The sequence below is a fragment of the Bifidobacterium sp. JNUCC 75 genome, from assembly GCF_054819865.1.
Genome location: NZ_JBTHIF010000001.1, coordinates 1,309,022 through 1,332,783, shown reverse-complemented (window position 1 = coordinate 1,332,783; position 23,762 = coordinate 1,309,022). Strand labels below are relative to the sequence as shown.

The window sequence follows — 23,762 nt, the reverse complement described above, 5'->3', positions numbered from 1 at the left end:
CCCACCCAGCCGCCGCATGCGAAGGCGTCGATTCAGCCTGCGGAAGGTCCGCAATCACCGTCCCTGCTACTGCCCGGGCGATGTCACCACTACCCTTGCGGCCCGGATCACCCGGTCGCCAATCCGATAGCCTGCCTCAACCACCGTGTCAACGGTCTCTTTCTTGGCATCGGGGTCCGGCTTGTGCAGGATGGCCTCATGCTTGGTGGGGTCGAAGTCCTCGCCTTTTTCACCGAACTTCTCGACACCGAACTTCTCGAAGGTCTTGTCGATCTTCTTGGCCACAGCCTGGAAGGAGTCGTCCATCTGCCCGTGCTCCTTGATCCGGTCAATGTCATCAAGGGCCGGGAGAAGGGCGGTCAACACATCCACGATGCCATGCTGGCGGAAGATGTCCTGCTCCTTCTTGGCGCGGTTGCGGAAGTTGACGAACTCGGCCCGCTCACGCTGGAGGGCCTCCAGATAATCGGCGGCCTCCTTCTTGGCCTGGCCCAGAGGGGTCAGTCCCCCTGATCCCTTGTCGGCACCGTCTTCCTTAGCCGAGTCAGACCCAGCCTTGTCATCAGCCTGAGCATCTGCTGACGACGCGTCCTTGGCGGAGGAATCCGACGAGGACTGGCTGGCCGCCTGGCCCTCGTCCGCAGCGGTCTTGTCGGCGTGACGTCCACGAGCCGCTTCCTGACCGGCCGTCGAGGCGGCGTCAGAGGCCTTGGCCTCGTTTCCGTCCGGTTCGCCGGCGGCGGCCGGGTCGCCCTTCAGCGGCCCGGCATCATCCTTGTCGAAGGCCGACATGTCACTCGCCGTCCTTCTTCTTGTCGTCGTCATCCACGACCTCGGCATCCACCACGTCGTCATCGGCGGACGAGGAGGAGCCCGCACCCGAGGCAGCACCGGCGGCACCTGCAGCGCTCTGGGCGCCTGCAGCATCCCCGGAGCCCTGCTGGGCGTAGAGGGCCTGGCCGATCTTCTGGGCGGAGGTCATCAGCTCGCTCTGAGCATTCTTGATCTTGTCCATGTCCTCGCCCTTCAGAGCCTCTTTCAGAGCGTTGACCTTGTCGGTGACCTCCTTGGCCACCTCGTCGGAGATCTTGTCCTTGTTGTCGTTGACCAGCTTCTCGGTCTGGTAGGCGGCGGACTCGGCGGCATTGCGGGTGTCGGCATCCTCACGACGCTGCTTGTCCTCGGCCTCGTGGGCCTCGGCCTCCTTGACCATGCGATCGATCTCGTCCTTGGGCAGGGCGGAACCGCCGGTGATGGTCATGGACTGCTCTTTGCCGGTGCCCTTATCCTTGGCGGAGACATGCACAATACCGTTGGCATCGATGTCGAAGGTGACCTCGATCTGAGGAACGCCGCGCGGAGCCGGAGCGATGCCCGTCAGCTCGAAGGTCCCCAGAGGCTTGTTGTCACGGGCGAACTCACGCTCACCCTGATAGACCTGGATCAGCACGGAGGGCTGGTTGTCCTCAGCAGTCGAGAAGACCTCGGACCGCTTGGTGGGGATGGCGGTGTTACGGTCGATCAGCTTGGTCATGATGCCGCCCTTGGTCTCGATGCCCAGGGAGAGCGGGGTCACGTCGATCAGCAGCACGTCCTTGCGGTCGCCCTTGATGACGCCGGACTGCACGGCAGCGCCGACAGCCACGACCTCATCGGGGTTGACGGTCTGGTTGGCTTCCTTGCCGCCGGTCAGTTCCTTGACTAGGTCCTTGACAGCGGGCATACGGGTGGAGCCGCCGACCAGCACCACATGGTCGATGTCCTGAACCGAAATGCCGGCATCGTGCAGCACGTTGTTGAACGGCGTACGGCAGCGGCCCAGCAGGTCGGAGGTCATCTCTTCGAAGTGCGCGCGGGTCAGGGTCTCGTCCAGGTGGACTGGGGTCCCGTCGGGGGTCATAGCCAGGTACTGCATGGAGATGCTGGTGGACGAGGAAGAGCTCAGCTCCTTCTTGGCCTGCTCGGCGGCCTCCTTGAGCCGCTGCAGGGCGATCTTGTCCTTGGACAGATCCACGTTGTACTTGTTCTTGACCTCAGTGACCAGCCAGTCGATGATCTTCTGATCCCAGTCGTCGCCGCCCAGCTTGTTGTCGCCGTTGGTGGCCTGAACCTGGATGGTGGAGAAGCCGTCGTCATCCTTGCCGATCTCCAGCAGGGAGACATCGAAGGTGCCGCCGCCCAGATCGAAGACCAGGATGCGCTCATCCTCCTTGCCCTTCTCCAAGCCGTAGGCCAGAGCCGCGGCAGTGGGCTCGTTGATGATGCGCAGGACGTTCAGACCGGCGATCTTGCCGGCATCCTTGGTGGCCTGACGCTGGGCATCGTTGAAGTATGCAGGGCAGGTGATGACCGCGTCAGTGACCGGTTCGCCCAGGTAGGACTCGGCGTCCCTCTTGAGCTTCATAAGGATCTGGGCCGAAATCTCCTGAGGGGTCCACTTCTTGCCGTCGATCTCGACGGACCAGTCGGTGCCCATGTGGCGCTTGACCGAGCTGATGGTCCGGTCCACATTAGTGACGGCCTGACGCTTGGCCACCTCGCCGACCAGAATCTCGCCGGACTTGCTGAATGCCACCACCGACGGCGTGGTCCGCGCGCCCTCAGCATTGACGATTACGGTGGGCTCGCCGCCCTCTAGGGTTGCAATGCAGGAATTGGTGGTTCCCAGATCGATGCCAACTGCACGTGCCATACTCGTTACCTCCTGATGAAATTGGGCGTAGGGCCTGACCCCGCACCTCGTCGTTCACGTTCTCCGCTCGCGCTTCGTTCGTGGTCCCGATGGCCGGCTCCCGTCGGCCCGGGCAAGCAGCCATCATGACCACTCCGAAACTTGAGCCTACATCACTCAACTTCCCGAGGCAAATATTATTCCCGTCATGGCACAAATTCATCAGGAGGATGCCCGAACCGGATCTGTACGACCAGAGGCCGACAGGAAGACATCTACTTCTGCAGGCCCTTGGCCAGGCTCATCCCGGTGACTTGAAGACCGCCCTCGGTCACATAGATGCCCAAGGCCTGCCCCGGCCGGTAAATCCGGGCATTCAGGGCCACTCCATCCACATAGAGGGTGGCTATGGTATCGTCGACCACCAGCTGGAGGTGGTAGATGCGTCCGGCCTCCAGACGGATCGGCCTTTCAAGGCCTATGTTCATGACCGTGAACCAGGGGTCATTGGGCGACCCCTCGAACAGGTAACGTCCCTGCCCCACTTGGAAGTCATACTGGTAAGACCGCCCGGTCCCGGCCTCCTCCCGCAGGCGCAGACCGAAGGACCGGGTGCCCGGGGTGAATCTGACATCAGCTTCGAATGAGAAGAGGTCGGGGCAGTCGAGGTCAATGACCACCTCCTTCCTCTCATGAGGTGCCTGGATGTCCACATCGTCCATGGGGGTGCGGGGGTTGAAGGCGGCCCAGAGGGTATCCACCGGCCTCACACCCAGGGACCCATCCTCCCTCTGATAGACCTCGTGGGGAACGAAGGTCCCGCCCCACTCATAGTTGTTCCTGTCGTCGTCGCCCGTCTTGGTCCCCACCCAGCCGAAGAGGACCCGTCTACCGCCCAGCTCGAAGGTACGACCTGCATAGTATCCGCTCCCGTCGAAGGCGTCATCCACAGGGGCTGTCCACGGGCCTTCCAGGCTGTGCGACATCCGGTAGGTCATCCCATGTCGGTCGCTGTATTCGGTGACGATGTGGTACCACCAGTCCCCGATTCTGAATAGGTCAGGCATCTCATGCATGGTGTAAAGACCGGGGGCCCAGAAATCCCCGCCGAACTCCCAGTGAACCAGGTCATCGGAAGTGAATTTGACCGTCCGGCCTGTCTGCATGGTCTTGGGCCCTTTCTTCCGCGCTCCCAGGATGAGCAGGTAGTTACCGGCCTGCTCGTCCCTGACCACCATTGGGTCTCGCCAGTCGTCGGGGTCGTACCCTGGCTGGGGAGCGATGGAGGGGGCCTGGTCCAACTTCCTCCAATGGCGGAGATCCTGGCTGACGGCCTGCATGAGGACCTGAGAGGCTTTGCCCTCGGCCGGATAATCACGGTTGAAACCCGTGTAGAAAGCGTGGTAGCCGTCCGGCCCCTCGAAGACGCTGCCTGCGAAAATGAACTGGTCCTGGTCTCCGTCACCGCCCCTGGGTATGGCGGTGCCACAGTCCTGGTAATGGACGAAGTCCCTGGTGGTGGCCAGGTCCCATCCGAAGGGTTGCCCGAATGGGGCCGGATCGCGGGTGTCGCGCTGATGGAAGAGGAAGAACTCATCGCCTTTCCCATAGGGCATGCAGTCCCCAAACCAGGTGCCTGGGAATTGATAGTAGAGCTTATTCATGTTGACCCTTTCATATCGCCGATGATCCATACGTCCGGGCCGCGCATCTTCCTCGACGACCTCGACAGGATCCCGCCTGTTGTTTAAGCGGTTAAGCAACCATTATAAAAGTGCCTACGCCGCTGTCAAACGGGATGGCGACCCGGCAAGTAGTCGGACAGGAGTTTCCACAAGAAGCGGAACGAATGGCATGAGATAGCCACAGAGAAGACCGGGTAATTTCTGCCCCCGGGGCGGAGGCAACAGAGGATCAGATCCGGGCTATGGAATCCCTGACGACCAGAGGGCAAGGAACCAGTTGCGGCTCGAGGCCGCCAGAGCCAGCAGCCGGATTGTTGGTCGAATCGTCCCCCCTTGCCATGAGCGTACGTATTCCCAACCTCCCCAGGTCATACTGGGGCAGGCCAACGGTAGTCAGAGCCGGGTGGAGGTGGGCGGATATCACCTCCTGATTGTCGAAGCCGACCACGGATATATCATCGGGAACCCGCTGCCCACATTCACGTAGGGCATCATAGAAGCCCATGGCCGTGCGGTCGTTGTGGCAGAAGACGGCCGTGGCACCGGTAGCCATCACCTCGCGCATGGCCCGGTAGCCCGACTCCTGGTCTGCCTCCTTCTCGCGGATCACCAAGGAGGGGTCGTAGGCCACACCAGCCTCGGACAGCGCCTGCCGGTAGCCCTTGAGCCGACCCACGGAGGCCGGGGTCCGGGCGCTGGCGTTGATGAAGGCGATCCGCCGGTGGCCGGCCTGGAGCAGTAGGCGGGTGGCGCTGAGCCCTCCACCGACCTCATCCGGGACCACGGCTGGCAGACGGCCCAGCCGGTCGTAACAGTTGACTAGCACTGCGTTTACACCGGCCAGCCCCGCAGGAGCGTCGACCCGTCGGTGGACCCAGCTGGAATAGACCAGCCCCTCCACCCGGCGTTCCAACATAAACTCGAAGGCCCTCTCCTCTATTTTCCTGTCCCCGCCCGTGTCCACGACGAGTAGAATCTTCCCCTGCCTCCATGCCTCATCCTGGGCACCGCGAATCACCTGACCGGCGAATGGTGAGGTGGCGACCCCGTCGCTGATAAAGCCGATCAGATCGGAATGCCCCCTGGCAAGCCCACGCGCCAGGGCGTTGCGGCGGTAACCCAGTTCGGAGGCCACCCTGCGTACCCTGTCGCGGGTGGCTTGGGGAATACGGGCCTTGGGGTCATCATTGATAGCCCACGAGGCAGTGGCGACCGAGACCCCGGCGGCTCGGGCAATATCCTGAAGAGTGACCATGTTCATTCATTCTAGACGGGCACCATTGCCTACCACTGATTGCGAGCGACGGCAACGAACCGATAGGCGTGAGCGAGAAGTATGCGGTGAGGTCCACGATATATGACATAACACGCAGAGCCGGGGTATCGGTCTCTACCGTGTTTTGGTCCTTCATTCGCCCAAGCCGGTCTTGGCTGGGACCCGCCGTGGGTGCTCGATGCGGCCCTGTCCCAGATAATCAGCCCGAACCCCACTACCAACGGCGCGCTGTTCCGCCAGCCTCGGTCATCGACCGTCCCAGCGTTTTATGATGCATACATTGTCATCATCAATCTCTACCATGGTCAGCGTCCATACAGATAGACCGACGAAGGTCAGACGAAAAAAGCGAGTATATATGCACCAGACACCATCATGGCTGGACGAAGCAGTCTTCTACGAAATCTATCCTCAAAGCTTCTACGACAGCAACGATGACGGCATCGGTGACATACCGGGCATCACAGCCAAGTTGGACTACATTTCATCCTTGGGTTGCAACGCCCTGTGGATCAACCCCTGCTTTGACTCCCCGTTCAAGGACGCAGGCTACGACGTCAGGGACTACACCAAGGTGGCACCCCGCTACGGAACCAACCAGGACCTGGTCGACCTCTTCGGACAGGCCCATCGAAGGGGAATCCATGTCCTGTTGGATCTGGTTCCCGGGCACACCAGCGAAGAACACGCTTGGTTCGCCAGCAGCGGGCGGGCCTCCCGCAACGAGTACTCCGACCGCTACATCTGGACGGACAGCAGCTTCGAGGGCTACCCCGGCATGCCCTTCATAGGCGGTGAGGCTCCCAGGGATGCCACCTACATCCTCAACTTTTTCAAGTGCCAACCAGCCCTCAACTATGGATTCGCTGCAAGGGACCGCTCCTGGCAGCAGTCACCCGACGACCCGGGTCCAACAGCCACCCGCCAGGCCATGATCGACGTCATGCGCTTCTGGCTGAGTCAGGGTTGCGATGGCTTCAGAGTGGACATGGCCGACTCTCTCGTTAAGAACGACGACAAGGAAAAGACGGCCACCATCGACACCTGGCATCGCCTTTTCGAGCCGATCAGGAAGGAATTCCCCCAGGCAGCATTCGTCTCTGAATGGGGCAAGCCCTGGCAGTCCCTGGAGGCTGGCTTCGACATGGACTTCTACCTGAATTGGCGGTGGGCAGGCGTACCAAACGGTTACAACTTCCTGACACGCAACACTGAAGACGAGCTGGAAGGGCCTGACGATGCCAGCTACTTCAAGGCAGACAGCAAGACCGGCATATCAGACTTCCTGGCTGATTACCTTCCCCAATACCTGCGTAGCCGAAATCTGGGAAGCTTCTGCTTCATTACCTGCAACCACGACACCACCCGCCTAGCGCCCCGCCTGACCCCCGAAGAAATCAAGGTGGCTTATGGAATGTTCCTGACCATGCCAGGGGTTCCTTTCATCTACTACGGTGACGAAATCGGAATGCGCTACCAAACCCTGCCCACCAAGGAGGGCGGCTATCACCGGACAGGTTCCCGCACCCCCATGCAGTGGGACAGCTCGGCTAACAGAGGGTTCTCCAAGGCCGACCCGACCGAACTCTATCTGCCCGTGGACGGGAGTCCCGACGCCCCGAACGTGGCCGACCAGGATGGAGACCCGGAATCACTCCTGACCTTCATCAGGCAGATGACCACCTTGAGGAGTGGGCACCAGTCCCTGAGACCGGGCGCCGACTTCGCTGTGGTCCACGCCCCCAGGCATGGCCGTTCCTTCGCTTACACCCGCACCCAGGGCGACGATCGCCTCCTGGTGGCTCTCAATCCCAGCCGAAAGGAGGAGGACCTCCCACTGAGTCTGGCCAGCGCCGGTGCCACCGACCATATTCCCCGCCCCTTGGTCATGGTAAATAGCGATCTTTCCCAAGGCACCCTGGCCCTGAGGGGACAGAGTTTCGCAGTTCTGGCACTTTAAATCAAAACCCCTCACAAACCGGTTGCTCATTCCTGGAGGTAATGGTCAAACCCGGCCCGCTGCATCTCCTCCCCACTTCGGGATCGGGCAGCGGGTCGGATGCTCCCGTATCCGCGGAATCCGTGCAGTCCAGGAACAACCTACAATCGCCCCCTCCTTATGACTGGTTGCGGTCCCCTCCGATATTGAGACCCCCCTGTGGCCAAGTCGAAGACTTGGTCATAGTCCGCACCAGCAAGGGAGAGGTCCGCTTCGGGCGAGAAACCGCCGTCACTACCCGGCGATATACCAGTGGCCAAATAGACCGTGGTCAGACCGCTGCGGTTGCCTCCGATGATGTCCGCACCGCGGTCGTTGCCCACCATGACTGTCCTGTCCGGATCGGCCCCTTCTGCGTCCAGAGCCATCCGGAAGAAGGCGGGATCGGGTTTCTTCACCCCACAGTCGCTGGATATAAAAATCCGGTCCAGGTGCGGACGCAGGCCGGTCAAATCCAACTCGGGATCCGTGTAGGAGGCCTGCGCATTGCTGACTAGAACGACCCGCAGCCCCGCCGATTTCAGAGCCTCCAAGAGGTCAAAAGCACCCGGGTATGGCCTGAGAAGGGTAGTGGTGGCCTTTCTGAAGGACCAGGCCAGGTCGTCTACATCACGCCAATCGTGGGGTAGACCAGCCTGATCAAAGAGGGCGGCGAAGACCTTACGGACCTCCACCTCACCGACCTCGTAACGGCGATCCGCCTCGGCTTGTAATGGGGCCTGAATCCGCTTGAAATCCCTCCTGACAGCTGTGGCATCAGGCCAGATGTCACAGTGGGAGTGGAAATACTCCCAGAGGTACTGCCATCCTTCAGGTCCATCCTCGTCGGTCCTAATGTCCAGAAGGGTCCCATAGAGGTCGAAGAAGACCGTGGTGAATCGCTGTGGCATAATGTCCGCCCTTTCGCGTCCTCAATATAGTCGGCATCGGCCACCCGCCGATGCAAGATCCCCGCCACTGCGATACTCCGGCTCGTCATTGCCGCACGCCAGAGATGCAACGGCCAAGAAGCAGTCAGGCTCCGCCGCCATCACAGCACCCCCATACGCCCGCATGAATGGGGCCGAAAACACTGTGAACTCTGATTGTGTCCACGTTCGGATTGTACGGCATGGGCCAGTCGGTTTTAGTTTTAATAAGTGTCATTCCAGTACCCGGTCCTTGCAGCAACGTTGTCAGCATTGACTTTGACTCTCATGATAGCCTCGCCCAAGCCCCCACAGAGTCTCAAAAACCAGCCATGAAAACCAGCCATGCCTGTCTAATTGATCCAGTCGACAGATGCGTTCATCCAGCGCATCGTTTTGAGCTACCGCCACCATATCTGTGCCGACTCCGCAGTCCTTCATTAGATTCTGGTCGGCGAGGACGATGCCACCCACCTCGTAACGGGCTCTGGGCACTGGTACCCCCGCAGGCGGCAAACTCCGAGGCGGCCCTGATGTTTTTGCCTTGGAGCTGTAACCTATGGCGCGGAAACCTGTCAAGACCCTCATCTGGATCTACCAGTGGCAAATCCGAAGGCACAAGTGCCTGGGACAGAAGATGACGGTATGGTCCAGGATGGAAGGCCCTCCGAATCTTCAGCAGTTCCAAGTCTCTATCACATTGTTGCCCTTGTACTGGGAAAGGACACTGTAGTGGGCCGTGTCCAGGCGGAACTTGCAGGCATCATCTGCCTGCAGGCTCAACCACTGGGTCGTCAGAATCCGCAGAATATGGGCGTGGGCCACCAGAAGGACTTGCCGCCCCTGATTGACCAAAGGCTCCAGCCTGGCCACCAGCCGCCCAGCCCGAAGGGCCACCTGGTTCAGAGTCTCCCCCGGTCCGTTTCTGACCGTCACATGTTCTCCGGACGGAAGGGTGTCCTGCCATGTCCCATCCATGTCCGATCCCAGAGCCTGAGTGCCGTCGCGCCACAGGTTCCACTCACGACCGGCCAGATGCGACACCTCCTGTCTGGTCCGCCCTTCTGCCCGTCCGTAGTCCCATTCAGCCAGGTCATTACATATGGTCATTCTGTCAAAACCTGCCAAGCGGGCCGTGTCCTGGGCTCTCTTCAGCGGTGATGCATACACGTATTCCGGTTCAAACCCGTCCGGGAAAGCCCGTCTGAGTCTTTCCCCCGCCTTCCTGGCTTGATCCCGCCCCTCCCCCGTGAGGGGTATGTCCGTTTTCCCGGTGTGCTGTCCCGACAGGCTCCATGCAGTCTGACCATGGCGCAGCAAGACGACGCGTCCTTTGCTGCGAGCTCCTTCACTCGCGATTGGCTGTGAAACTGTCATGTACCTATTCTACCTTCGCCCCCTGCGGTACCGGAAAGCAACACCATCCGTATGGACCACGACGGCCCTCAGTATCAGGCACAAGCGGTGCAGTGTGGGATAATGGCATCATGACTAGTGCGATTGGGCCTTCCAAGGACGGTGCTGATGCCATCGTCGAACGTTTCCACGCAATAGACGACAAGGTACGCGATATGACTTCTTCAGTTAAATCTGACCCAGACTCCCTCACCGACAAGGTCATCAAGTGGGTCTTGCCATCCCTTGCCGGCTACCTAGCCGGCAAGATATTCCAATCAGTCTGGGACAATGCACAGACCCGACGTAATGGGGGGCTCGAGTCCGAAGAGGGGCAGCAGCAGGGGGCTATAGCCAGCCTGGCCTTCGCTGTCCTTTCAGCCGCCCTCACCACCCTGGTCTCGGGAGTGATCGACCGGGGGTCCCAGGCATTCGTGGACCGCCGTCATCAACGCCGTTAGGGTTGAATCAGTCAGGGACTGTTGCAGAGCGGCCCATCGGGCAGAACGGAATCGGTGCCGAAGCCGTGTCAGCGATAATGTGAGCTGGCTCTTTTGTGTGTCGCACCCTCTGACAGCAGAGTAAGCCTATGACAGGTGCAACTCTCACACGAGGGAACCTTCTGACAATACCGGTTCAAACCCGATGACCAACGAGATTATCCGAGTGCTCACGGGAGACGGTCCATCAGGCGTTTCACCGAGCCGTCCAGTTAGCGACAATGATGTCCAAGCGCTGGAAGAGACGGCACAGCATGCGGCCCCGGATATTCGAGACCCGCTACCCTGAGTTGGGCGCTGAAGGCAGACCCTAGGACGAACGAACCGAGCGAACCCTGACCGATTTTGATGAGGTAGTCCGGCGTTACTACAGAGACATTAGGAAGACGGACACCCCGCACAGAACCTATAGCGCCATCATCGCAGATCATGCTGTGGATTCCGAGTCGGCCCATGAGTCCATGCTCCTATCCATCGAAGGCAAGGCTTCCACCTGGACCGTCGACCGTCGGCCTGCAAAGTCGGGTGCCAGAGGCGGATTGGCAACAGATAGAAGCGGGCTTTCCTGACAAGTTACAGGCCGGGTGCAGGGGAAATTTGAAATGGTATTGATGATCCAAGCTGACAGACAGGCCACTACGGGAATAGTAAGAAGAATATGAAAATAGGAATTATAAAGGGGAAGCCCAGCACAACCGACCCGATGCACTGGACTTCCCCTTCTTCAATGGCGTGGCTATAGCTCCTCTTCCCCGATCGCGGCTTAGCACGGTGATCATGCCCATGCAGGCGATCATAAAGGGTTGGGTCATGACTGGCCAGATGCCAGATTCCGCAGAAGCCACAGCGAGAGACCCAGCGCTTCGCCCCTCGTTCGATATAGCTCCGCGGCCCTAGCAACCTTTGCCTGGTCGTGGTACGTGATTTTGGCGCTACCGGGGGCACCGGTGGGGAACAAAATAACGCATAGCAACTGACCCTGCAACTATGGGAATAACTGCTTTCCAGCAGTTATATCGGTCTTCCCCACCGATTCCCGATTGTCTGTTCCAAAGATCCGGCAGGCACTGTGACAGTACAGCGCGGAAGACCACAGGATTTAGAAGATATCGTTGCCCGCGCTCACATAGAGCTGATACCACTCCTCAGCAGACAGTTCTACATCGGCCCCGGAGGCCATTTCAGCAATCCTGGAGGGGTTCATGGATCCGATGATGACCTGCATCCCGGCCGGATGACGGAGTATCCATGCGACTGCAATGGCGTTCTTACTGACGCCATGTTCATCTGCGATCTTGGCAAGGCAGTCGTTGAGCTCAGGGAACTTCGGGTTGTCGATGATGACCCCCTCGCCGGTCCCACTCTGGAAAGGACTCCATGCTTGAATAGTCATACGCTTGAGGCGGGAGTAAGCCAAAATCCCACCGTCGTGGTCTAGACTGGCCTCGTCGGCCATATTCACATGAATCTCCTGGCGAATCATACCGGTATGGCCAAGGCCGAACTGCAACTGGTTCACCTGAAGTTTCTGATCCAGGGCACTCTGAAGAAGCTCTACCTGCATGGGATTGACGTTGCTGACCCCGAAGTGGCGGACGCGGCCTGAAGATTGAAGCTCATTGAAGGTCTCGGCCAGCTGATCCAGCTCGACCAGGGTGTCGGGCCGGTGCAGAAGGACGAAGTCTACGTAGTCAGTCTGCAGGTTCTCGAGCTCCTGCTCCATGGCCTCCAACAGGTGCTTCCTGGAAAAGTCATAACGGGTGACCCTGCCGCTCTCCTTATCTCGGAAGATGCCGAATTTAGTCTGTATACCAACATCCTCCCTTTTCACACCGCAGTCCTTCAAGGCCTGGCCCAACATGGTGCTGCACAGACCATCGTGATAGCAGTCTGCGGTGTCAAAGTAATCTATGCCGGCATCCAGTGCCGCCTTTACAATCTCTGATGCCTCCTGCCTGGTCTTGTTGTCAATCCTCATGGCCCCGAGGGCTACGCTAGAGAATTCGACACCAGAGGTACCCAATTCAATCGTCTTCACTGTCATCTCCTTTGTTGTCAGGTTCTTCTCACTCTAACAAGGGCCGGTGTCTTGTTTGTAGGACAAAGCAAGAACCGAGGCGATGAAGGCTCAAAACTGGCGCAATGTCTGAAGAAGCGGCATTGGGTGTATGTCCGTGCATACAGTAAAGGCCTCTGATGATTCGTGTCATCAGAGGCCTTTACTTTTTCGTGTTGTGGCGGCGGTGTGCTACTCTCCCACACTCTTCCGGGTGCAGTACCATTGCCGTGCTGGGTCTTAGCTTCCGGGTTCGGAATGGGACCGGGCGTCTCCCCCAGGCCATGACCGCCGCGAATCTTCAATTCTGCCGATCCCGTGGGGGGTCGGGGTGTCCTGGCGGCTTGGGGACCGGATGGTGGACGCGTGTCTCGTGTTCTTCGATCGCCTGCGAATGTTCGTGCATATTGCCGCAGGCAGGCTTCGCAGCAGGGTTGATGCCGCCGCCCCTTCGCAGGGCGGGTGTTGTGTTGTCCTCGACCATTAGTGCCGGTCGGCTCCGCCCCTTGCGGGGTGTCCACGTCCGGTCTATCGACCATGTGTTCTGCATGGGGTCTTCAGAAGCCCGGGGGCTTCATGGAATCCTTATCTTGGAGGGGGCTTCCCGCTTAGATGCTTTCAGCGGTTATCCCATCCGAACGTAGCCAACCGGCCGTGCCGCTGGCGCGACAACCGGCATACCAGAGGTTCGTCCACCCAGGTCCTCTCGTACTATGGGCAGGGCTCCTCAAGATTCCAACGAGCGCAGAGGATAGAGACCAAACTGTCTCACGACGTTCTGAACCCAGCTCGCGTGCCGCTTTAATCGGCGAACGGCCGAACCCTTGGGACCTGCTCCAGCCCCAGGATGCGACGAGCCGACATCGAGGTGCCAAACCATCCCGTCGATATGGACTCTTGGGGATGATCAGCCTGTTATCCCCGGGGTACCTTTTATCCGTTGAGCGATGCCGCGTCCGTACGCCGGCACCGGATCACTATCTCCGACTTTCGTCCCTGCTCGACCCGTCGGTCTCGCAGTCAAGCTCCCTTGTGCGATTGCACTCAACACCCGATTGCCAACCGGGCTGAGGGAACCCTTGGGCGCCTCCGTTACTCTTTGGGAGGCAACCGCCCCAGTTAAACTACCCGCCAGGCACTGTCCCTGGCCGGGATGACCGGCCGAGGTTAGAGGCCAGATGAGGACAGAGCGGTATTTCACATTCCGGCTCCACGGATGCTGGCGCACCCGCTTCGAAGCCTCCCGCCTATGCTACACAGTCCGCACCTAACGCCAATACCAAGGTATAGTAAAGGTCCCGGGGTCTTTTCGTCCTTCTGCGCTTAACGAGCATCTTTACTCGTACTGCAATTTCGCCGAGCTCCTGGTCGAGACAGTGGGGAAGTCGTTACGCCATTCGTGCAGGTCGGAACTTACCCGACAAGGAATTTCGCTACCTTAGGATGGTTATAGTTACCACCGCCGTTTACCGGGGCTTGAATTCACCGCTGCCCCCTCCGAAGAGGGATGACGGATCCTCTTAACCTTCCGGCACCGGGCAGGCGTCAGTGCATATACAGCGACTTACGTCTTCGCATGCACCTGTGTTTTTGGTAAACAGTCGCTACCCCCTGGTCTGTGCCGCCCCCGCCGGCTCCGCGCGTGAAGCGCCTCACCGGCAGGGGCCTCCCTTATACCGAAGGCACGGGAGTGATTTGCCGAGTTCCTTGACCAGGATTCGCTCGATCGCTTTGGTATACTCTACCTGACCACCAGTGTCGGTTTGGGGTACGGGCGGCGCCACTCCTCACGCCGAAGCTTTTCTCGACGGAACGGCACACCGGATTCGGGGCACAAGACCCCCCATCATCACACCTCGCGCTCATGCCGGACGGATTTACCTGCCCGACGCGCCGCATGCTTGACCACGGACAACCACCACCGCGGCCCGGCTCCCGTTCCGTGTCACTCCCGCGCTACCCGCCACGCATCCACACGCCGGTCCCATGCCATCGGACGGTCCGAAGACCGCCACCCGACACAGGTAAGGGCACGCTTCCGCGTCTTGGATTGGACGGCTTGACGCCGGTAGGAGAATATCGACTCCTTCATCCATTCGACTACGCCTGTCGGCCTCGCCTTAGGACCCGACTCACCCGGGGACGACGAACGTGGCCCCGGAACCCTTGGTCATCCAGCGGACGGGATTCTCACCCGCCTCTCGCTACTCATGTCTGCATTCTCACTTCCACGCGGTCCACGGCCGGCTCACGCCGCCGCTTCACCCCACGCGGAACGCTCTCCTACCCAGCACAGCGAACTGCGCTGCCGCGTCTTCGGTGGCGTGCTTGAGCCCCGCTACATTATCGGCGCGGAACCACTAGACCAGTGAGCTGTTACGCACTCTTTCAAGGATGGCTGCTTCTGAGCCAACCTCCTGGCTGTCTATGCGACTCCACATCCTTTCCCACTTAGCACGCGCTTGGGGACCTTAGACGACGATCTGGGCTGTCTCCCTCTCGACGACGGAGCTTATCCCCCGCCGACTCACTGCCGCGATACACCTCACACGTATTCGGAGTTTGGCTGCTGTCGGTACCCGATACGGGCCCTCAAGCATCCAGTAGCTCTACCCCATGGAGGCACTCACGCGACGCTGCACCGAAATGCATTTCGGAGAGAACCAGCTATCACGGAATTTGATTGGCCTTTCACCCCTAGCCCCAGGTCATCGGCCCGGTTTTCAACCCAGGTCCGTTCGGTCCTCCACGCGGTCTTACCCGCGCTTCAACCTGCCCAGGGCTAGATCATCCCGCTTCGGGTCCAGGACACGCGACTGGAAACGCCCTTATCGGACTCGCTTTCGCTACGGCTGCCCCACACGGGTTAGCCTCGCCACGCACCACTGACTCGCAGACTCATTTTTCGATAGGCACGCCGTCACCCCGAAAGGCTCCGACGGATTGTAGGCACACGGTTTCAGAAACTCTTTCACTCCCCTCCCGGGGTGCTTTTCACCTTTCCCTCACGGTACTCGTACGCTATCGGTCAGACAGGAATATTCAGGCTTACCCCACGGTCGGGGCCGATTCACACGGGATTCCACGAGTCCCGCGCTACTTGGGAACAAGAACCGGCAGGCGGCGCGCCTTCGGCTACGGGGCCATCACCCTCTACGGCCGGGAATTCAATCCCGTTCGCCTCACACGCCGCTTTATCACTGCCGCCGGGCCCGTCGGAGCCCGGACGCCAAGTCCCACAACACCCATGCCGCAACCCCCGACGGGTCTCACACGGCACCGGTTTGGCCATCATCCGCTTTCGCTCGCCACTACTCACGGAATATCCTTTCCTGCAGGTACTGAGATGTTTCACTTCCCTGCGTACCCCCCGCACGAATGCGGTGCCGGCCCATCACGGCCGGCGGGTTACCCCATTCGGACACCCTCGGATCAAAGCCCTGTCGGCGGCTCCCCGAGGCCTATCGCGGCCCCACGCGTCCTTCATCGGTCCTGTCTGCCAAGGCATCCACCATGCGCCCTTGCCGACAACACGACCACAGGCCATGCCACGACAACAACAACTGCGAACTGCCAGACGACAAATCATCACACTAAACGATCACAAAACGATCGACCCGAACCCACTCACATGGGCCCGGACGAAACAATACAGCAGACAGCCGGCACCAGGCCAGCCATCCGCTCGCGTCCACTATCCAGTTCTCAAACCACCAGCGCGCCGCCGGCACCCACCACAGGGAAAACCCCACGCAGGACCCGACGGGCGACGGGAACACCACCCACAAGGGTGGCGGTCCGGGAACCCAACAGCGCATCCATGCCACAGCCTCAAGACCGTTCCACGCCAGCACACCCACGCCAACCGGCCAGCCGGCCGGCCCGCAGGCACGACCCCCACGCAGACCACGCAGGGGATTTCCGTAATCTCCGTAGAAAGGAGGTGATCCAGCCGCACCTTCCGGTACGGCTACCTTGTTACGACTTAGTCCCAATCGCGGACCTCACCTTAGACGGCTCCCCCCCTTGCGGGTTGGGCCACCGGCTTCGGGTGCTGCCCACTTTCATGACTTGACGGGCGGTGTGTACAAGGCCCGGGAACGCATTCACCGCGGCGTTGCTGATCCGCGATTACTAGCGACTCCGCCTTCACGGAGCCGGGTTGCAGGCTCCGATCCGAACTGAGACCGGTTTTCAGGGATCCGCTCCATGTCACCATGTCGCATCCCGTTGTACCGGCCATTGTAGCATGCGTGAAGCCCTGGACGTAAGGGGCATGATGATCTGACGTCATCCCCACCTTCCTCCGGGTTAACCCCGGCGGTCCCCCGTGAGTTCCCGGCACGACCCGCTGGCAACACGAGGCGAGGGTTGCGCTCGTTGCGGGACTTGACCCAACATCTCACGACACGAGCTGACGACGACCATGCACCACCTGTGAACCGGCCCCGAAGGGAAACCGCGTCTCCGCGGCCGTCCGGCACATGTCAAGCCCAGGTAAGGTTCTTCGCGTTGCATCGAATTAATCCGCATGCTCCGCCGCTTGTGCGGGCCCCCGTCAATTTCTTTGAGTTTTAGCCTTGCGGCCGTACTCCCCAGGCGGGATGCTTAACGCGTTAGCTCCGACACGGAACCCGTGGAACGGGCCCCACATCCAGCATCCACCGTTTACGGCGTGGACTACCAGGGTATCTAATCCTGTTCGCTCCCCACGCTTTCGCTCCTCAGCGTCAGTGACGGCCCAGAGACCTGCCTTCGCCATCGGTGTTCTTCCCGATATCTACACATTCCACCGTTACACCGGGAATTCCAGTCTCCCCTACCGCACTCCAGTCCGCCCGTACCCGGCGCCGATCCACCGTTAAGCGATGGACTTTCACACCAGACGCGACGAACCGCCTACGAGCTCTTTACGCCCAATAAATCCGGATAACGCTTGCACCCTACGTATTACCGCGGCTGCTGGCACGTAGTTAGCCGGTGCTTATTCGAAAGGTACACTCACTCTCGCTTGCTCCCAATCAAAAGCGGTTTACAACCCGAAGGCCGTCATCCCGCACGCGGCGTCGCTGCATCAGGCTTGCGCCCATTGTGCAATATTCCCCACTGCTGCCTCCCGTAGGAGTCTGGGCCGTATCTCAGTCCCAATGTGGCCGGTCGCCCTCTCAGGCCGGCTACCCGTCGAAGCCTTGGCAGGCCATCACCCCGCCAACAAGCTGATAGGACGCGACCCCATCCCATGCCGGTAAACCCTTTCCCACACCATCATGCGATGATGCGGAGCATCCGGCATTACCACCCGTTTCCAGGAGCTATTCCGAAGCATGGGGCAGGTTGGTCACGCATTACTCACCCGTTCGCCACTCTCACCACCAAGCAAGCTTGGCGGATCCCGTTCGACTTGCATGTGTTAAGCACGCCGCCAGCGTTCATCCTGAGCCAGAATCAAACCCTCCACAAAAAACCATGAAGAAGGCCGAAACAGCCCACATCAATAATTGACGGGCCAGCTTCCATAAGGAGGAAACCAACCCACGAAAAACCCCGACACCCCTCACAACGCTCCCACGTACCCGACAACAGCCGGGCGGGCATCGGACTGGCAATCAAAAAGCTATAAGTAGCACAAACACGCTCTTGAGTTCTCAAACCACCACCACACCAACAAGCGTTCATCTTCCTCCCGGAAGAAGAACCGCCGTGTTGAGCAGCAAGAGATAAACTTACCACGAGCCGGCCAAAACGCAACCCGGCCCCTCCGAAAAGACCCTCAAAACCAGCAATAACAAGCCCTCAAACGGCGTGTCGTTGCATGTCCCTTTTTAACTTTAGACATCGCGAAGATTGGGCATCAGCGCACTGCCACGGCTTCATGCACACATTTTATTCACAAAGTTACGTCAGACCCTAGCTCCATAGGCGTGTCGGATTAGTCCCTTCATAGTCCTTTTGAACTCTGGTCATAGTCGGCTGTATCCAATGCGGAGTTCACCTTCCGTTCTCGACCGCCAGTCATCCACAGCCTACGAATATGAATGTTGATATAGATGTATGTTCGCGCACTATGTAGGTCTGCGAGTCATGGATTCTGTTGACGGATGGTAAGACGGGTGTATGAGCACAACAATTGCAGTACTGACCGGGGCGGGAATCTCGACTTCCGCCGGTATACCGGATTTTCGCGGACCTGACGGGGTTTGGACCAAGCATCCCGATCAGATGAACGTTTATGACTTGGACCTGTTCATGAGTGACCGGAAGCAGCGGGAGTATTCATGGCGGTGGCAGAAGGAGTCACCAGTCTGGAAGGCCCAGCCCGGAGTAGCGCACAAGGCACTGGCCAGGCTGGAGCAGGCAGGCATGCTGAACCTGCTGGCTACGCAGAACTTCGATGCCCTCCACGAGAAAGCCGGCAACTCCGAGGATGTCATCGTCAACCTTCACGGGACCATCGGCAGCTCCCATTGCATGAAGTGCGGTCAGGCATATCGGACGGCCGACATCATGGCCAAGCTTGATCAGGAACCCGATCCACACTGCCACAAGCCCATGCCCTACCAAGGCAACATGCCATGCAACGGCATCATCAAGACTGATGTGGTCTACTTCGGTCAAGCCCTGCCCGAAGGAGCCATGGAGAAGAGCATGAGGCTGGCCAGCCAGGCCGATCAGTTCTGGGTGATTGGCTCCACCTTGGAAGTGTATCCAGCAGCTTCGCTGGTGCCGGTGGCAGCCCAGGCGGGCGTGCCAATTACCATCATGAACATGGGCTCGACCCAATACGATTCCCTGGCAACCCGACTCATCCACGAACCTATCGAAGAAGCCCTGCCCAAACTCGTCGACAAAACCATCGCCGGACAGGGATGATTCCCCAACCGCTCGGCGCAATTAGTGGAACAGGTCTGCGATCTGCAGATTTCTGATGGGCCCTGCAAGAACCTGCAGGGCCCACTATGGCAATCCTTGAGCCGTCTTCCGTCTCACTACAGACAGACTCCACCTGTACCGGTCCCCTGTCAGCGTCGTTTTGGAACCCCGCACCCCTATCACGCGGATACTCTGGATCAGGAAGCGACCCCCCGCCCCACAAGAAGGACAGCGAATCAACTCCGGAAGCCAAAATCTTCCCGCCCGAGCAAAGTATGATGCCCTGGACATGCCCTTATCAGCACCGGCAGAGTCGATTCTTTGCTCCAAAACACCCATGGCCACGCCACAATGATCAGTGGGTACCCCGCTGGCTTCCAGCCATACATCCCAGCGGAGCCTTTTCATCCCCGATAGCATACTTTTAGTAGAGCCTAAGCCTGAAACGCCTTGTCCCAACAGAGCTCCGACGCTTCCAATATAGAATCTAAATCTCTGATAGTCACCAAGTAGATTAAACATGTAATAGCCGAGCTGAAACTCGCCTGAAAGACAAGATCACGAGTCCAAATTCATCGGGGAAAGCACCGGCGCCTCTCGCCAGCGGAAAACGACCGTTTAACGGACGTCAATATTGCTTCTTCCCTGCTTGCCTACCAGGAAAGCAAAATGTCGTTTAATTCGTCTACTAATCTATGTATAGTAAACCCATGAAAAGCTGGATATTCTCGAAGGGAGGGCGCTTCCATGGCGCGAAAAGACAAAGTGTTGAATAGCGTAAAAAATTTTCTTGCAGGAATGAATCCATTCAAGGTCCACTATCCGGATGTTTTATATATCTATGTTAGTGTCTTTTCCATACTTCTTATGGTCGTGGATCTCGTGCTTTGCGGCGTAGATGCTTTCCGGCTTTACAGCGGAATGGCTGGATTCTACTCTTCTGCTTACATCCCGTGGCTAATCGTCAATATCCTCTTTTTTTACGGTGTCAGTTTTATAGAGACGTGTGTATCGATATCGCATAAGGATGATGAATGGAAGTCTGAAGGCCCTTTTTATTTGCACGCCGCTTATATAATGTGCCTGATCATCTCATTGTTGGTGCTATGGGATGCGACCTTAAAGAAGTCCAAGACCAGCCCTGTAATGCAGGATCTGTGGGCCGCAGGTATTTGTCTGATTTTTCTTGCAATTGTTGAAATGACGACGGTCGTTCTTTTTCTCTCAGATTGGTTCTTTGCCGATTCCTTGAGCGAAAAGGAAAAAAAGGAACGGGATCCGGCAGGCAGGTGGTGGATCCGTACTGTGCCTTACGCTATCTTAGGCATGATTTTCCTCGTGATTTTTGTTTCGGCGATACTATTTGGTATTGGAGGAGCGGGCTATTCGATGTTCTACTCCGTGGCAGTATCTGTGATGGCGGTCAACTATCTGATGCAGATCATCAACGAGCGCATCGTTCCCAAGGAAGGCCCATACAGGAAGACCCATCCAGCGGCCTTTGCTGATCAGCCGCAGCCGTCGTCGCCTTCGGCCGGCCGGGGGGAGGGTGCATGCTGATCGGCTATGCGAGGGTGAGCACGCTTGAGCAGAACGAGGATCTGCAGACCGATGCGCTGAGGAAGGCGGGTTGCGGGAGGATCTATGTCGATCATTCCTCCGGGGCCAAGGCCAGCCGCCCCCAGTTGGACCGGATGCTGGAGGCGTTGCGCGAGGGCGACACGGTGGTGGTGTGGAAGCTGGACAGGCTGGGGCGCAGCGTGCAGAACCTGGTCGATCTGATGGACCGGTTCCGGAAACAGGGGGTGGGGTTCCGCAGCCTGACCGAGAACATGGACACCAGCACGCCTGGAGGGGTTCTGGTCTTCAATATCTTCTCCGCCTTGGCGCAGTTCGAGCGGGACCTGATCCGGGAACGCACCATGGCCGGCCTGACGGCGGCCAGGGCGCGCGGCAGGAAAGGCGGCCGCCCCTACAAGCTCTCCGACAAGGACGTCGCCATGGTGCGCCAGCTGTACGACTCGAGGACCGTGACCGTCAAGGAGATAGCCGCCAGGTTCAACGTCAGCCGAAGCACCATCTACAAGGCGATCGGACGGGCAGGGAAGAAGGAGGAGCACCAGGCAAACCTCTGAAAAGGAAAAGCCACGCCTGCCTGGCCTTGCCTCTGACGGGACGGTGCCACTTGTCCGGGCCAGACGGGCCTATTCCGCTTTTTCAGAGAGCTACAGCAATGAGAAAAAGGCCGTACTTGCCAACTGAGATACATCAAATGGTTGTCTTGGCTGCCGCCAAGATGCCGGTGCTGCCTGCAGAATATGCAAGGCATGTTTAAACCGCTTCCACTGATTGGGATCATTGCAGACGAGAGTACATCCTATGTTCTCATAATCCAGATCTTCGTTGAAAGCCTTCAGAACCGACAGCGTTCTCCCTAGGTCTTTGCAGATGTCTTCTAATTGCTTGCTGTCGGTGATATCAGCACAAAGCGCTAAGAAATTTAGGTACAGGTTATCCTGAGCATTGGCCAGGAACCCCGCCAACGATGAAGAATAATTCTTAACATTCATATACTTTCTACCAATACCGAGATTGAGAGATTTATCAAATCGGGGAAGACGTTGCTTTTCAATATCTGCTAATTTGTCTATTGCATTTTGTGTTTTAGGATTCATATGTCAATCATAGGCTCAAGAGGCAAAGGATTCCTGCCATCAGGCGCTTCCTTTGACCAGGAGCTGCCGTCTCACCAAATAAGGATGATCGGCTCCCATCCCAAGATCAAGGGCCTGCCCGGCGGCGAAGGCATGGGGGCCTCCCTGGTGTCCGCCGCACCGGAATCCTCATGGTCATACGGCAAGCAGCGGGGCCTGGTGTCCCCGGTCGGCGCCCAGGAGGCGACAGCCTATGCGGATGCGCTCAACTACATGCTGGCGACGCCAGGATGGCATGCGCCCATCGGCAGGGCCGCCTCGGTGGTCTGCTGGTCCGACGACGCCGACCCCAGGTACCCTGACACCCTCCTGCATCAGGCCGGCCTTCGGCAGACCCCGCCGCCCGAAGACGCCGACGGCCTGGACGAGAGCATGCCCTGCCATGTGATGGCCCTGAGCTCGGCCAAAGGGCGGGCCATCGTCCTCATGCACGAGGACGCCTCATACGGCCGGATGCGCAGCCGACTGCGCCGGACGGCATCCGACATGACCGGCGACGAGGACGGGCCCGCCCCCGACATGGGGCGCATCCTGGACAGTCTCGGCGATCAGGAGCAGGGCCTGGCCGTGGCCATGCTCCGAACCATGTTCGCCGGCGGCCCCTACCCGGCCGGACTGCCCCGCCTGGTGGAGGAGGACATCCGCAGGGCCGGCGATGTGAGCGGCACGGATGCCATGCTCCTGCGCGCCTACTACGCCAGGAGGCCCGACAAGGCCTGCCCCCATGGGATCCTCGGGCCGGGCACGCACGAGGACTCCGACTGCCTGGGCTACCGGCTGGGCAGGGTCTACTACATGTATGCGGCGCAGATCCGCCGGCTCAACAGCCCGGGAACGTTCAAACCCCTTCTCAGACAGACGCTATGCAGCACAGCCGCCCGCCCGTCCCACGGCATCCCCGCGCTCGATCGGCGCCTGCGCACAAGCCCCTCCAAGGCCGACCGGAGATGGTACCTGCATCTGGCACGGGCCGTCACCCCGGTGGGGCGACCATTACCCGGACCATCTGGACGCCCCGGCCCGGAGCGCCTTCTACCTGGGCTACAAGGCCCAGGCCCTGGCCACCATCGAGGCCGCCGGCCGCCGCCAGGGCAGGGGCAGGAAGCAGGCCCCAGCCGATTGAAAAAACGCCATGCCGCCCGCATGCTTCGGGGGAAGCCGGACGGCACGGCAAGGCCCAGCCTACAGCCTGGAGGCAAGACGCCAGGGCCCGGCGTGAGAAATGTGGATAACCCGGCATGCAGGCCTTGCCGGGAGCCTGCGTCCGGTCACCAGCGGCGGACCCTGGACTGGAGTCTGGCGTAGATGGCCCGCCGGCTGGCATACCACTCGTTGATCTGCTCGGCCTGCTCGCGGGTGACCCAGGCCAGATGCCCCATGGACCGGCCTATGTCGATCAGGTGCTCCTGCCGGCGCCGTTCGATCAGGGCGTGCAGGTAGCGGCCCCTGGGGGAGTCCTCGTCGATTAGGGTCATCCGCCGGCCCGCCAGCAGCTGGCCGATGACGCTGTTGGCCACCTGCTCAGCCCTGGCCTTGTCCTCCGGAGACACTTCCTCGCTTGCCATGGCCCTTATCATAAAGACGCATGGGGCGGGACATATGCCCATGAAAAAAGGCCGGGCGTGCGCGAGGATGGGCTGCCGGAGCTCCGGGAGGGCATATCAGGGTTTTCAGTCAAAGGATCCGAA

Annotated in this window: 15 protein-coding genes and 3 rRNA genes; 6 read left to right on the top strand and 12 right to left on the bottom strand. The window is 59.5% G+C overall.

Features of this window, described 5'->3' with window-relative positions; all coding sequences use genetic code 11:
- Positions 1 to 66 precede the first annotated feature (66 nt).
- The 4 genes from grpE to ACVWNW_RS05435 all read right to left on the bottom strand — a co-directional run bounded on the left by grpE (position 67) and on the right by ACVWNW_RS05435 (position 5,611).
- On the bottom strand, positions 67 to 792 hold the full coding sequence (gene grpE, locus ACVWNW_RS05450) for a nucleotide exchange factor GrpE (RefSeq protein ID WP_454481546.1): 726 nt from the start codon (positions 790 to 792) through the stop codon (positions 67 to 69).
- 1 nt (position 793) lies between these two features.
- Positions 794 to 2,692, bottom strand: coding sequence for a molecular chaperone DnaK (dnaK, locus tag ACVWNW_RS05445; protein WP_261252821.1), 1,899 nt, complete (start codon positions 2,690 to 2,692; stop codon positions 794 to 796).
- Positions 2,693 to 2,946: 254 nt separating this feature from the next.
- Positions 2,947 to 4,335 (bottom strand): glycosyl hydrolase family 32, encoded by a 1,389-nt coding sequence (locus ACVWNW_RS05440; RefSeq protein WP_198191612.1) that lies wholly within the window; start codon positions 4,333 to 4,335, stop codon positions 2,947 to 2,949.
- Between the two features lie 250 nt (positions 4,336 to 4,585).
- Positions 4,586 to 5,611 carry a LacI family DNA-binding transcriptional regulator gene (locus ACVWNW_RS05435; RefSeq protein ID WP_232339523.1) on the bottom strand — a complete coding sequence of 342 codons (1,026 nt, stop codon included), beginning with the start codon at positions 5,609 to 5,611 and terminating at the stop codon, positions 4,586 to 4,588.
- Positions 5,612 to 5,990: 379 nt separating this feature from the next.
- Between ACVWNW_RS05435 and ACVWNW_RS05430 the strand changes: the two genes are divergently transcribed.
- A complete protein-coding gene (locus tag ACVWNW_RS05430; RefSeq protein WP_454481543.1) occupies positions 5,991 to 7,592 on the top strand; it encodes an alpha-amylase family glycosyl hydrolase in 1,602 nt (533 codons plus the stop codon).
- 140 nt (positions 7,593 to 7,732) lie between these two features.
- Here ACVWNW_RS05430 and ACVWNW_RS05425 read toward each other — a convergent pair whose 3' ends face one another.
- Both ACVWNW_RS05425 and ACVWNW_RS05420 read right to left on the bottom strand, forming a co-directional pair.
- Positions 7,733 to 8,521: an HAD family hydrolase gene (locus ACVWNW_RS05425; protein WP_198191615.1), complete on the bottom strand. Its 789-nt coding sequence runs from the start codon at positions 8,519 to 8,521 to the stop codon at positions 7,733 to 7,735.
- 693 nt (positions 8,522 to 9,214) lie between these two features.
- Positions 9,215 to 9,916 (bottom strand): histidine phosphatase family protein, encoded by a 702-nt coding sequence (locus tag ACVWNW_RS05420; RefSeq protein WP_121913005.1) that lies wholly within the window; start codon positions 9,914 to 9,916, stop codon positions 9,215 to 9,217.
- A gap of 110 nt (positions 9,917 to 10,026) precedes the next feature.
- Between ACVWNW_RS05420 and ACVWNW_RS05415 the strand changes: the two genes are divergently transcribed.
- A complete protein-coding gene (locus ACVWNW_RS05415) occupies positions 10,027 to 10,395 on the top strand; it encodes a DUF4235 domain-containing protein (protein WP_121913075.1) in 369 nt (122 codons plus the stop codon).
- Positions 10,396 to 11,533: 1,138 nt separating this feature from the next.
- Here the strand turns inward: ACVWNW_RS05415 and ACVWNW_RS05410 are convergent.
- From ACVWNW_RS05410 to ACVWNW_RS05395, 4 genes are all read right to left on the bottom strand, one after another.
- Positions 11,534 to 12,472, bottom strand: a complete 939-nt coding sequence (locus ACVWNW_RS05410) for an aldo/keto reductase (protein ID WP_454481540.1) — start codon at positions 12,470 to 12,472, stop codon at positions 11,534 to 11,536.
- A 197-nt stretch (positions 12,473 to 12,669) separates the two neighbouring features.
- Positions 12,670 to 12,786 (bottom strand): 5S ribosomal RNA (rrf, locus tag ACVWNW_RS05405).
- Between the two features lie 168 nt (positions 12,787 to 12,954).
- Positions 12,955 to 16,025: ribosomal RNA gene (locus ACVWNW_RS05400) — 23S ribosomal RNA — on the bottom strand.
- A 401-nt stretch (positions 16,026 to 16,426) separates the two neighbouring features.
- Positions 16,427 to 17,951: ribosomal RNA gene (locus ACVWNW_RS05395) — 16S ribosomal RNA — on the bottom strand.
- Together the 16S, 23S and 5S rRNA genes form the textbook arrangement of a ribosomal RNA operon.
- A gap of 653 nt (positions 17,952 to 18,604) precedes the next feature.
- Here ACVWNW_RS05395 and ACVWNW_RS05390 point away from each other — a divergent pair.
- The 3 genes from ACVWNW_RS05390 (at position 18,605) to ACVWNW_RS05380 (ending at position 21,495) form a co-directional block, all read left to right on the top strand.
- Positions 18,605 to 19,360, top strand: a complete 756-nt coding sequence (locus ACVWNW_RS05390; protein WP_046322234.1) for a Sir2 family NAD-dependent protein deacetylase — start codon at positions 18,605 to 18,607, stop codon at positions 19,358 to 19,360.
- 747 nt (positions 19,361 to 20,107) lie between these two features.
- Positions 20,108 to 20,920 (top strand): hypothetical protein, encoded by an 813-nt coding sequence (locus tag ACVWNW_RS05385; RefSeq protein WP_454481537.1) that lies wholly within the window; start codon positions 20,108 to 20,110, stop codon positions 20,918 to 20,920.
- On the top strand, positions 20,914 to 21,495 hold the full coding sequence (locus tag ACVWNW_RS05380; RefSeq protein WP_454481535.1) for a recombinase family protein: 582 nt from the start codon (positions 20,914 to 20,916) through the stop codon (positions 21,493 to 21,495). The genes ACVWNW_RS05385 and ACVWNW_RS05380 overlap by 7 nt, the downstream gene beginning before the upstream one ends.
- A gap of 90 nt (positions 21,496 to 21,585) precedes the next feature.
- On the opposite strand, the gene ACVWNW_RS05375 is transcribed toward ACVWNW_RS05380, so the two are convergent.
- Entirely contained in the window at positions 21,586 to 22,035 is a 450-nt protein-coding gene (locus tag ACVWNW_RS05375) for a hypothetical protein (protein WP_454481533.1), read from the bottom strand.
- Here ACVWNW_RS05375 and ACVWNW_RS05370 point away from each other — a divergent pair, their 5' ends adjacent.
- Positions 22,036 to 23,379, top strand: a complete 1,344-nt coding sequence (locus tag ACVWNW_RS05370; protein ID WP_454481531.1) for a type I-C CRISPR-associated protein Cas8c/Csd1 — start codon at positions 22,036 to 22,038, stop codon at positions 23,377 to 23,379.
- On the opposite strand, the gene ACVWNW_RS05365 is transcribed toward ACVWNW_RS05370, so the two are convergent.
- Positions 23,343 to 23,639 (bottom strand): hypothetical protein, encoded by a 297-nt coding sequence (locus ACVWNW_RS05365; RefSeq protein WP_454481529.1) that lies wholly within the window; start codon positions 23,637 to 23,639, stop codon positions 23,343 to 23,345. The genes ACVWNW_RS05370 and ACVWNW_RS05365 overlap by 37 nt on opposite strands.
- Between the last annotated feature and the right edge of the window lie 123 nt (positions 23,640 to 23,762).

Excerpts from the sequence above, each read along its gene's own strand:
- grpE (WP_454481546.1), bottom strand. The coding sequence starts at position 792 with ATGTCGGCCTTCGACAAGGATGATGCCGGGCCGCTGAAGGGCGACCCG.
- dnaK (WP_261252821.1), bottom strand. The coding sequence starts at position 2,692 with ATGGCACGTGCAGTTGGCATCGATCTGGGAACCACCAATTCCTGCATT.
- ACVWNW_RS05440 (WP_198191612.1), bottom strand. The coding sequence starts at position 4,335 with ATGAATAAGCTCTACTATCAATTCCCAGGCACCTGGTTTGGGGACTGC.
- ACVWNW_RS05435 (WP_232339523.1), bottom strand. The coding sequence starts at position 5,611 with ATGGTCACTCTTCAGGATATTGCCCGAGCCGCCGGGGTCTCGGTCGCC.
- ACVWNW_RS05430 (WP_454481543.1), top strand. The coding sequence starts at position 5,991 with ATGCACCAGACACCATCATGGCTGGACGAAGCAGTCTTCTACGAAATC.
- ACVWNW_RS05425 (WP_198191615.1), bottom strand. The coding sequence starts at position 8,521 with ATGCCACAGCGATTCACCACGGTCTTCTTCGACCTCTATGGGACCCTT.
- ACVWNW_RS05420 (WP_121913005.1), bottom strand. The coding sequence starts at position 9,916 with ATGACAGTTTCACAGCCAATCGCGAGTGAAGGAGCTCGCAGCAAAGGA.
- ACVWNW_RS05415 (WP_121913075.1), top strand. The coding sequence starts at position 10,027 with ATGACTAGTGCGATTGGGCCTTCCAAGGACGGTGCTGATGCCATCGTC.
- ACVWNW_RS05390 (WP_046322234.1), top strand. The coding sequence starts at position 18,605 with ATGAGCACAACAATTGCAGTACTGACCGGGGCGGGAATCTCGACTTCC.
- ACVWNW_RS05385 (WP_454481537.1), top strand. The coding sequence starts at position 20,108 with ATGGCGCGAAAAGACAAAGTGTTGAATAGCGTAAAAAATTTTCTTGCA.
- ACVWNW_RS05380 (WP_454481535.1), top strand. The coding sequence starts at position 20,914 with ATGCTGATCGGCTATGCGAGGGTGAGCACGCTTGAGCAGAACGAGGAT.
- ACVWNW_RS05375 (WP_454481533.1), bottom strand. The coding sequence starts at position 22,035 with ATGAATCCTAAAACACAAAATGCAATAGACAAATTAGCAGATATTGAA.
- ACVWNW_RS05370 (WP_454481531.1), top strand. The coding sequence starts at position 22,036 with ATGTCAATCATAGGCTCAAGAGGCAAAGGATTCCTGCCATCAGGCGCT.
- ACVWNW_RS05365 (WP_454481529.1), bottom strand. The coding sequence starts at position 23,639 with ATGGCAAGCGAGGAAGTGTCTCCGGAGGACAAGGCCAGGGCTGAGCAG.